This window comes from Micromonospora sp. DT44, from assembly GCF_049841635.1.
In the GTDB taxonomy this organism is placed as follows: Bacteria; Actinomycetota; Actinomycetes; order Mycobacteriales; family Micromonosporaceae; genus Micromonospora.
The window spans coordinates 21,287-31,402 of the sequence record NZ_JBNCKS010000069.1 but is presented as its reverse complement, the minus strand read 5'-3'; the positions used below and the strand labels follow the sequence as shown (position 1 = coordinate 31,402).

General features: G+C 71.8%; 8 protein-coding genes. 3 read left to right on the top strand and 5 right to left on the bottom strand.

Annotated features, from left to right (window positions below):
* The first annotated feature begins 130 nt into the window (after positions 1–130).
* A complete protein-coding gene (locus ACLQ25_RS28740; RefSeq protein WP_425733889.1) occupies positions 131–2,251 on the top strand; it encodes a glycogen debranching N-terminal domain-containing protein in 2,121 nt (706 codons plus the stop codon).
* 22 nt (positions 2,252–2,273) lie between these two features.
* Here ACLQ25_RS28740 and ACLQ25_RS28735 read toward each other — a convergent pair whose 3' ends face one another.
* The 3 genes from ACLQ25_RS28735 to ACLQ25_RS28725 form a co-directional block, all read right to left on the bottom strand.
* A complete protein-coding gene (locus ACLQ25_RS28735) occupies positions 2,274–2,789 on the bottom strand; it encodes a sigma-70 family RNA polymerase sigma factor (protein WP_425733888.1) in 516 nt (171 codons plus the stop codon).
* A gap of 145 nt (positions 2,790–2,934) precedes the next feature.
* A complete protein-coding gene (locus ACLQ25_RS28730) occupies positions 2,935–3,381 on the bottom strand; it encodes a DUF4333 domain-containing protein (protein ID WP_425733887.1) in 447 nt (148 codons plus the stop codon).
* 16 nt (positions 3,382–3,397) lie between these two features.
* Positions 3,398–4,078: a hypothetical protein gene (locus tag ACLQ25_RS28725; protein WP_425733886.1), complete on the bottom strand. Its 681-nt coding sequence runs from the start codon at positions 4,076–4,078 to the stop codon at positions 3,398–3,400.
* A 233-nt stretch (positions 4,079–4,311) separates the two neighbouring features.
* On the opposite strand from ACLQ25_RS28725, the gene ACLQ25_RS28720 reads away from it, so the two are divergent.
* Together ACLQ25_RS28720 and ACLQ25_RS28715 are read left to right on the top strand one after the other, a co-directional pair.
* Complete coding sequence (locus tag ACLQ25_RS28720) at positions 4,312–4,608, top strand: WXG100 family type VII secretion target (protein ID WP_425733885.1); 297 nt, start codon at positions 4,312–4,314, stop codon at positions 4,606–4,608.
* A gap of 87 nt (positions 4,609–4,695) precedes the next feature.
* Positions 4,696–9,084 (top strand): FtsK/SpoIIIE domain-containing protein, encoded by a 4,389-nt coding sequence (locus ACLQ25_RS28715; protein ID WP_425733884.1) that lies wholly within the window; start codon positions 4,696–4,698, stop codon positions 9,082–9,084.
* Between the two features lie 52 nt (positions 9,085–9,136).
* Here ACLQ25_RS28715 and ACLQ25_RS28710 read toward each other — a convergent pair whose 3' ends face one another.
* Together ACLQ25_RS28710 and ACLQ25_RS28705 are read right to left on the bottom strand one after the other, a co-directional pair.
* Complete coding sequence (locus ACLQ25_RS28710; RefSeq protein WP_425733883.1) at positions 9,137–9,811, bottom strand: hypothetical protein; 675 nt, start codon at positions 9,809–9,811, stop codon at positions 9,137–9,139.
* Positions 9,808–10,113 carry a hypothetical protein gene (locus tag ACLQ25_RS28705; protein ID WP_425733882.1) on the bottom strand — a complete coding sequence of 102 codons (306 nt, stop codon included), beginning with the start codon at positions 10,111–10,113 and terminating at the stop codon, positions 9,808–9,810. Before ACLQ25_RS28705 ends, ACLQ25_RS28710 begins: the two co-directional genes overlap by 4 nt.
* Between the last annotated feature and the right edge of the window lie 3 nt (positions 10,114–10,116).

Here is a 10,116-nt window from a genome sequence, read left to right as displayed (position 1 = left end):
GTTGCCTAGACAACGCCGATCATGGACGCCCTCGCGTCTACTTGCGGTCCCACATCCCTTGGAATCGATCATCTAGACTGCGAGCGTGTACGGCGGGGCCGCCCCTGCCAACGGGGGAGGTGCGGGTGCCATGAATTCTCGGCCGACGAAACAGCAGGAACGCCCTCACGGCGGAGCCAACCGTGACATGCCTCCGGAACTCGGCTCCGATTCCGTTGGCATATTCGAGGGTCGAACCTTCATGTTGTCCAATGCTGTCGGCGACGTGCCGGCCGATTCCATCGCCGGACTGGTGCACGACGACACCCGCTACCTCAGCCGTTGGGAGATGACCCTCGACGGACACGCCCCGCTGGTGCTCAGCGCCGGCACCGTCGACGCCTACTCCGCGGCCTTCTTCCTCGCCAACCCGGAGCTACCGAACCTGCGGGCGAACGGCATCGGGCTGCGCCGGGAGCGGTTCGTCGGGGACGGCATGTACGAGCGGATCGAGTTGCAGTACTTCGGCGTCGAACCGGTCTCCGTACGCCTGCGGCTGGATGTCGGCGTGGACTTCGCCGACCTCTTCGAGATCAAGCGAGCGGGACGGAGCCGGCTGGCCGACATCCGACGGAACCACCGGCGGGACGGCTCCGCCCTGCTCTTCTCCTACCGGAACTCGGGCTGGTCAGCCGGCACCACCGTCGAGGCCAGTCCCCCGGCCGACCGGGTCGAGGGCGACTCGCTGGCCTGGGACGTGCGCCTGGAGCGCGGCGACACCTGGAGATGCGAGGTGCGCGTGCTGCTGAACTGTCAGGGTACGGACTTCCAGCCGACCAGCCGTGTCTTCGGCGAGGCACACGCCACCGACGCCGACGACGCGGCATCGCGGTGGACGGCCAACAAACCGGATCTCAGCGCGGAATCAGAGCTGTTGCGCAACGTCTACCACAAATCGGCCGTCGACCTGGTGTCGATGCGCATCGTCAAGGAGATCAACGGCAAGAGGGTCGTGCTGCTGGCCGCCGGCATGCCCTGGTTTCTGACCGTGTTCGGCCGGGACACGCTGATCACGGCGTACCAGAGCATCACCTGCGGTCCGGACGTCGCGCGCGGGGCACTGGTCACTCTCGCCGCACACCAGGGCACCGTCGTCGACGACTTCAGCGACCAGGACCCCGGCAAGATCCTGCACGAGTTCCGCTCCGGCGAGCTCACGCAGCTCGGCATCGAGCCCTACGGCCCCTGCTTCGGCGCGGCCGACACCACTCAGCTCTGGCTGATCCTGCTCTCCGAGTACTGGCGGTGGACCGGCGACGACGCGTTGGTGCGGCAGTTGCGGCCCAACGCCGACGCGGCGCTGCGGTGGATCGACGAGTTCGGGGACCGCGATGGCGACGGGTACGTCGAGTACGGCACGCGCTCTCCGAACGGCATGCGCAACCAGTGCTGGCGCGACTCGCCGGACGGCGTGCAGTTCGCCGACAGCAGGCTCCCCGACCTGCCGGTCGCCACCTGCGAGATCCAGGGCTACACCTACGACGCGAAGGTACGCGCCGCGGAACTCGCCGACGGGCCGTGGGCCGACGCCCCGTTGGCGCGACGGCTGCGGACCGAGGCCGCCGATCTGCGCGAGCGGTTCAACCGCGACTACTGGTTGCCGCAGCGCGGTGGCTACTACGCGATCGGCCTGGACGCGGAGAAACGTCCCATCGACTCGATGACCTCGAACATGGGCCACCTGCTGTGGAGCGGGATCGTTCCGCCCGACCGGGCGGCCCTGGTGGCGCGGCACCTGATGTCCGACGAGATGTTCTCCGGCTGGGGCGTACGGACGCTGTCGACCGCGGACCTGGGGTACAACCCGATCGGCTACCACCTCGGCACCGTGTGGCCGCACGACAATTCGATCATCGCCGCCGGGCTCGCCCGGTACGGCCACCGGAACGAGGCCAACCGCATCGCGATGGCGATGCTCGAAGCGGCGGCCCACTTCGACTACCGCCTGCCCGAGGCGTTCTCCGGGTATGACCGGTCACTGGGACGACGACCCGTGCCCTACCCCACCGCCTGCAACCCCCAGGCGTGGGCCAGCGGGGCGCCCCTGCTCTTCCTACGGACGATGCTCGGACTGGACGTCAGCGACGGCGTCCTCGCCACCGATCCGCACATCCCCGAGACGTTGGGGGACATCCGGCTGACCGGGGTCACCGTGCACGGCGCGAAACGGATCGTCGACGCCTCCGGTTCGCGGTTGCGCTCCCCGGCCTGAGCTGGCGGGCCACCCGGCCCGGTCAGGCTGCCTGGCGGCTCGTCCGCAGGGTGTGGAGCGCGTCCTGATGCCGGGAACGGACAGTCCGGACCGGAACGCCCAGGGCACGGGCCGTCTGGTGGGTGGTCCGTCCCGCCAGGTAGGTGTGCAACAGCACCGCGCGGTGCTCGACGGACAGCCGGCGCAGCATCGAGACCGCCTCGGCGGCGGCGACGGCGGCGTCCGCGTGGTCCGGTTGGGCAGCGTCGACCTCCGGCTCGATCCTCTCCCGCCCGACGGCGACCTCCCGCAGCGACGCGACGGCCAGGTCACGGGCCACCGTCATCAACCAGTCGCCGATCGGGACCTCGATGAGGCGGAGGCGAGCGCCGTGCTGCCAGGCGCGGATGAACGTCTCCTGCACGATGTCCTCGGCGAGGTGGTGGTCCACCACGAGCCTCTCGACGAAGGTGAGCAACGGCCCGAAGTTCTCGGCCATCAACTCGTCAAGTGCGGGAGTCCGGCCGGACGCCGCACAGGGGTGGGGAGCCGTTGTCATCGCTGGTGCCTGGTCCTTAACGAGCGGGTCTACGAGCGGGCCCGCCACCGGCACGTCCGGCAACCGGCGATCGGCCCGGCCCCGACGCTACGGTCGGCCAGTTACCAGCCTCGTGACGAACTCTTACCGACCCGCCCGCCGCCGACTACTTCGGGCGCGCGACCTCCAGCTGGCCCGTGGACCGGACCGTCACCCAGGTCGTGACGGTAGCCCCGTCGACCTCGGCGGTGCAGGTGAACCGGTGGCCCTCGATGACCGGCTGGTCGACCGGGCAGCCGACGGTGTCCGCGTTCAGCCCGTAGTCGGTCCGGAGCACGGTCAGCACCTGGCGTTGCAGGGCGGCCGTGTCGAGGACCTTCTGTCGCGGGAGGTCGGGCCGGGTTACGGCCACGACCGTCCCCGCGATGACCAGGAGGACGACCGGAACCGCGACGGCCACCACGAGTTTCGGAGAGAGCCGCCAGCGTCTCGCCGTCGGCGCGGTCGCCGCCGGCCCCCACTGCGGCCCAGGAGCCGGCTTCCAGCGGGGCGCCAGCCGGGCGGCCCCCGCGCCGGTGACCGCCGGGCTGTCGGACGTGCCGTCCGGGCTCATCGTCGACTCCACGGTCTTAGCGGGCGGTGGGGGTGGGCACGGCGACGACCTCCGGTAGCGGCTTCGTCTTCGCGCCGGTCGGGGCGACCGCGAACCAGGTGCCGCCGACTCCCTGGCCCCGGATCTCGCCGGGCGCGGTGTCCTTGGCAAACAGGTAGACCGGCCAGCCGCCGATGGTCACCTGGCAGGTGCCGTCGGCCCGCTCGACGTACCCGACGAGTTGGGGATCGACGCCGTCGGGATAGATCCGGCCGGGTGACGAGATGAGCAACGGGGGCCAGGACTTGGCGCAGTCGCCCGCGCAGGTCGCCTTCGGTGGCTTCGCCGAGTCCTTGTCGAACCGGTAGAGCGTCCTGCCCTGGCCGTCCGCGACGTACGTGCCGATGTCGGGCTGCTCCATGGCCCGCAAGCGCACCACATTGCTGCCCTGACCGCGGTCCGGGCTACCGGAGACGGGGACGTCGGACGGCCCGCTGAAGATCTGGACGCGGCGTTGCGTCTTCGCCACGGTCGCCGGCGGCACCGGGCTGACCTCGATCACCTGCGGGCTCGGGTCCGCGGTCGCGGTGACCGACGCGGCCGCCGACGCCCCCTGGGTCGGCACGCTCGCGGTGCCGCCCGCCCCCGTGGCGTCCCCGCACGCTGTCAGCGCCGCCAGGCCGATCACCGCGATCGCGATCCGCGCTCTCTGCACCATGTTCGCTCCACCTCGTATTCCCTGTGGACCGGGCTCGTGCACAGGTCCGGCACCCACACGGACGCCGTACCGAAACGGTTCATCGCCGTACCGCGACGGAGGTCCCGGACGGATTCGAACTTGCCCTGAACCGGATGGCGCGGGCATCCGTGTGGGTGGCGGCGTCGGCGCAAGACGGTCCACGAGGGGACCGCTCGCCGACCCGCAGAACCACAGGAATACGGGAGGGCGACATGGCCACGTACCACATCGTCAGCGAGGACATCCAGGAGTCCGCGAGCTGGCTGCAGCAGAACATGCAGACCCTGCTGGACGGGATGACCCAGGCCAAGAGCAAGATCGACACGCTGATCCAGGGTGGCTACAACACCCCGGGCGCGCAGCAGCAGTTCGGTCCGTACTTCGAGGAGTACAAGGGCAGCGTCGAGCAGACCCTGCACGGCATGGAGGGCATCAGCCAGTACCTCACGCAGGTCAGCGACGCCTTCTCCGAGACCGACACGCAGACCGCCGCCAGCCTCAGCCGCTGACGCGACGAACGGTCGGGGCCGCGCGGTGAGCGATCACCACGCGGCCCCGACCGTGTTCCCGCCGGATCGTCCGACCAGGAGATACCCGTGCGCCTGCTGCTCACCGTCACGGATCAGTCCACCCCCGCAACCGACTACCAGGTCGAGGCCGCCCTCGATTCCACCGTCGCGGAGCTCGCCGAGGTGCTGGCGGGGCGACGTCCGGAACCCGGCACCCGAGCACCGACGATCTTCGTCGCCGGCGCTCCCCTCGACCCCGGGCTGACGCTCGCCGACGCCCCGCTGTGGCAGGGCAGCGTCGTCGAGCTGGATCGTCCGACGCCCGTGTCACCGCCACCGGCCGCCGGTCCGCTGGAGATCCGGCTGGTCAGCGGTCTCGGCGCCGGCAACCTGTACCCGCTCGCCATCGGCGAGCACGCCATCGGCGCCGCCGACGGCAACGACGTCCGCGTACACGACGACCCGCTCGCTCCCGTGCTCGCCCGGCTGCGGGTGACCGAGGACGGGGAGTGCTGGCTCCGTCCGATGGAGCCCGGCTTGTTACTCGACCGGGTGGAGGTCGACGAGCTGGAGCGGATCTGGACGCCCGGAGCGCAACTCGCCGCGGGCTCCTCCCTGCTGGAGCTTCGCCGCCCCCTGCGGGACGAGGCCGCGCTCCAGATCTCGGAGGACCGTACGGGCCTGGACTACAACCGTCCGCCCCGCCTCCTGCCCGCGGCGCGGACCACCCAGTTCACGCTTCCCGGGCCGCCAGCGCCTCCGGAGCGACGGCCGCTCACGCTGATCACCGTGCTGGCGCCGGTCGTGCTCTCCGGTGCCGCGTTCGTCATCACCCGCAACCCGCTCACGTTGCTCTTCGCCATCCTGTCGCCGCTGGTGCTGATCGCCGGTCAGATCGGGGCGCGGCGCCAGGGCCGGGCCACCTACCGCTCGCGGCTCGCCGAGTACGAGAAGAAGAGGGCGCGCATCAGCGGCGAGGCCGAGGAGGCGCTGGCCGCCGAACGGTCGGTCCGCCGGGACGACTTTCCCGACCCCGCGTCGATGGGGCTGATCGCCACCGGCCCGCAGCGTCGGCTGTGGGAGCGACGCCGCACCGATCCTGACTTCCTGGAGCTGCGGGTCGGCAGCGCGGACCTGCCGTCGGAGGTGGTGCTCCGCGACCTGAGCCAGGACGAGAACCGGCGTGAGGTCCGGTGGAGCGCCCTCGACGTGCCGGCGACCGTGCCGGTGCGCAAGCACGGTGTCGTGGGGGTGGCCGGCGACGCCGTGGCACGTACGACGGCCCGGTGGATGATGGCCCAGGCCAGTGCCCTGCACAGCCCGGAGGACCTGCAGATCTACCTGCTCTGCGGCACCGCCGACGAGACCGGCTGGGCGTGGGCGGGGTGGCTGCCGCACCTGCGGCCCCGCGACGGTCAGGACACCCTCGCGACGGTCGGCACCGACACCCAGACGTTGGCCCGCCGGGTCGGCGAGCTGGTGACCATCATCTCGTCCCGCTCCGGCGAGCGGGGCAACGGAGCGTTCCGGGACATCCTCGTGGTGCTCGACGGCGCCCGCAAACTCCGGTCCCTGCCCGGCGTCACCCAGATCCTGCGCGAAGGACCGGCGGTCGGGGTGTACGCCATCTGCCTCGACGCCGAGGAGCGGCTGCTGCCCGAGGAGTGCCAGGCGGTCATCGCCCAGCAGGAGGACGGGTCGTTGCTGGTGACGCAGACCCTCGCCGCCCCGATCGCCGACGTCCACCCGGACGTCGTGTCGCCCGAGTGGCTGTACCGGACGGCGCGGGCGCTCGCGCCGCTGCGGGACATCGGTGGCGCCGACGAGGAGAGCGCCCTGCCCGGGTCGAGTCGGCTGCTCGACGTACTCGGGATGGAGCCGCCGGAGCCGGACGCGGTGACGGCCCGGTGGACCTCGGGTGGTCGGACCACCGAGGCGGTGCTCGGGGTGTCGCTCGACGGGCCGTTCGCCCTCGACCTGAAGCGGGACGGACCGCACGGCCTGGTGGCCGGCACCACCGGCTCCGGCAAGTCGGAGCTGCTGCAGACCCTCGTCGCCTCGCTCGCCGTGGCCAACCGTCCGGACGCCATGACGTTCGTGCTCGTCGACTACAAGGGCGGCAGCGCGTTCAAGGACTGCGTCCTCCTGCCGCACACGGTCGGCATGGTGACCGACCTGGACACCCACCTGGTGGGCCGGGCGCTGACGTCGCTCTCGGCGGAGCTGCGCCGACGCGAACACATCCTCGCCGAGGCCGGAGCGAAGGACATCGACGACTACGTGGAGCTGCTGCGCCGCGAGCCGTCCCGCGTCCCGATGCCGCGCCTGCTCATCGTGATCGACGAGTTCGCGTCGATGGTGCGTGACCTGCCCGACTTCGTGACCGGTCTGGTCAACATCGCCCAGCGCGGCCGGTCGCTCGGCATCCACCTGGTGCTGGCGACCCAGCGACCGGGCGGCGTGGTCTCCCCCGAGATCCGGGCCAACACCAACCTGCGCATCGCGCTGCGGGTCACCGACAGCAGCGAGAGCCAGGACGTGCTGAACGCCCCGGACGCGGCCGCCATCTCGAAGTCGACGCCCGGTCGCGCGTTCGTCCGTCTCGCCCAGTCGTCGCTGGTGCCGTTCCAGGCGGGTCGGGTCGGCGGGTTCCGCCCCGGCGCGCGCAGCACCGACCGTGCAGCCCCCTGGCTGGCGCCACTGTCCTTTCCCGACCTCGGTCGCCCCGCGCCGCGTCGCCGCTCCGGCGAGGCGGCGCCGTCGGCCGAGCTGACCGACCTCGCGGTACTCGTGACGGCGATCCGGGAGGCCAGCGAAGGACTCGGCATCGCGCCGCAGCACAGCCCCTGGTTGCCGGCGCTGCCCACCTCGCTGACCGTCGACGCGTCGCCCCCGGCCCGCGCCAACGACTACCACCTCCCGGCGGTCGCCTACGGACTGGTGGACCTTCCCGCCCAGCAGGACCAGGTGCCGCTGGCGCTGGACCTCTCCACGCTCGGGCACCTGCACGTCATCGGCTCCTCGCGCAGCGGCCGATCGCAGACGCTCCGGACGATCGCCGGGGCGGTCGCCCGCGTCCAGTCCACGGCCGACGTCCACCTCTACGGCGTCGACTGCGGCAACGGGGCGTTGCTGGCCCTCAACGGTCTGCCGCACTGCGGGGCGGTGGTGCAGCGCACCGAGGCGGAGCGGCTCGGCCGGTTGTTCGCCCGTCTCGTCGCGGAACTGGGCCGACGGCAGCAGCTGCTCGCCACCCGGGGCTCGGCGAGCATGGTGGAGTACCGGACGGGCGCCGCCCCGGATGAGCGACCGCCACACATCCTGGTGCTCCTGGACCGGTTCGAGGTCTTCGACAAGACCTTCGCCGACTACGACAACGGCACGATCATGGCCGCTCTGCTGACACTGCTGCGCGAGGGCGCCGGGGCGGGCATCCACGTGGTGCTGGCGGGTGACCGGGCGATGTTCTCCAGCCGGATCTCGTCGACCACCGACGACAAGCTGGTGCTACGCCTGACCGAACGCGGCGACTACAGCATGGTCGGCATCAACCACCGGCAACTGCCGGACGAGATCGAGGCGGGTCGCGCGATCCGGGCGTCCGACGGCGCCGAGGCGCAGATCGCGCTGCTCGGCGAGGACACCTCGGGTCAGGGGCAGGCGCGCGTACTCGCCGACATCGCCGAGACGGCCCGGCGGCGGGACGCGGACCTCGCGCACGGCGACCGCCCGTTCCGGATCGATGTGCTGCCCGACGAGCTGACCCTCGCCGACACCGAGACGCTCAACCGACCCGACGGACCGCTGTGGACGATGGTGGGTGTGGGCGGCGACGAGCTCACCGCGATCGGGCCGGACCTGACGGTCGTCCCGACCCTGGTCCTGGCGGGCCCACCTCGCTCGGGACGGAGCACCGCGCTGCTGACGATGGTCGCCACCCTGCTGCGCAGGGGGACCGAGGTGGTCGTGGCGGCGCCCCGCAGATCGCCGCTGCGCGAGCTGGCCGACCTCCCGGGCGTGCTCGACCTCGTCGCGAGCGAGAACCTCACCTCCGCCGTGCTGACGGCCGCGCTGGAGCGCAGGAGCGGACCGGCCGTGGTCGTGCTGGACGACGCCGAGCTGCTGCTCAAGTGCGACGCGGGCAGCGATCTCGGGGAGATCGCCCGAACCGGCACGGAACGAGGGCTCGGGCTGGTCATGGCGGGCACCATCGACGGCCTGTCCGGCGGCTTCGGCGGCTGGCACGTCGACGCCCGGCGCAACCGGCAGGGTGCGCTGCTCAGCCCGCAGGGGCTCGGCGACGGCGAGCTGATCGGGGCCAAGCTCAGTCGGGGCCAGCTCGGCGGGGGACGCCTGGGGCGGGCGCTGCTGCACCTGGGCGACGGCACCGTCCGCCTGGTACAGGTCCCCCGTACCGATCCGGTGGCGCTGCGGTCACTGGTGACGCCACCGGGAGCGGCGGCGGTCGAGATGTGAGGTAAGGCCAAGGGGGACACCGCCGCGCGGTGTCCCCCTTGTCGTGTCGGGTTCAGGCGTCGGGCGCGGTCTCCCCCGTCGACTCCGGCCGCGCGGCCAGCACCGGCTGGTCGTCGTCCCAGGTGAACGCCAGGGACTCGGTGATCGCACCGAAGAGCTCGAAGATGTCCTCCGCCTCCGCGAGGTTCGGGCTCGACCCGGTGACCACCACGACGTCCGCCGATCCCGGCATCGGCACGACGCTGTGCATCACCGCGCACCGCATCGTGACGCCGTCCTGGACGACGTTCTGGATGCCGTACACCCGGCCGACGGTGCCGATTCGGGGAATCGCCGCGGTGGTCACCCGCCGCCAGGTCCCGTCGGCCCGGTTGGGGTGCGCCACCGCCGTCAACGCGCCGAGGATGTCGCCGTTGGCCGGTGGCGTGACCACCGCGACCACCACGGTAGCGGTGAGCGGACCGTCCTCGTACATCTCGAAGACGCCGGCCGCGTGCACCGCGCCGCCGCGCCGGGCCTGGCGTACCGACCGGCGTACCTGCTCGGCGAAGCGGCCGGCCTGGTCGGCGGTGAACCCGCCGGTCAGGGCGTGGCCCCGCGCCTCCTCACCCAGTCGGTTCTCGCTCGCCTCATCGGCCACCGGGAAGTCGACCCACGCCTGCGGAGTGCGCAGCTGGAAGCCGGTCGGGACCGGCGTCGCGGCATGGGCCTGGGTCGGGGCGCTCACTGTGCCGCCTGCTGGTCCGGCGCGGTCAACGCGTTGACCGTCTGGGTGTCGGTCTCCCGGAACGCGTCGGCGACGGCCTTCGCGGCGTCGCGCACGCCCCCGAAGTCCTTGCCCACGACGTGCCGACCGTCACCCCACCGCTTCTCGAAGTGCCGGGCGGCGTCCTCCAGGCCGCGCTGACCGAGCGTGTCGACCACCGCACCCATTGACCGGACCGACGCGCTGTCCATCAACTCCTTCGTACGCCGCAGCAGTTCGTGTACGCGTTCCAGCTCCGCGCCAGGAACGAGGATCTCGCTCATCGC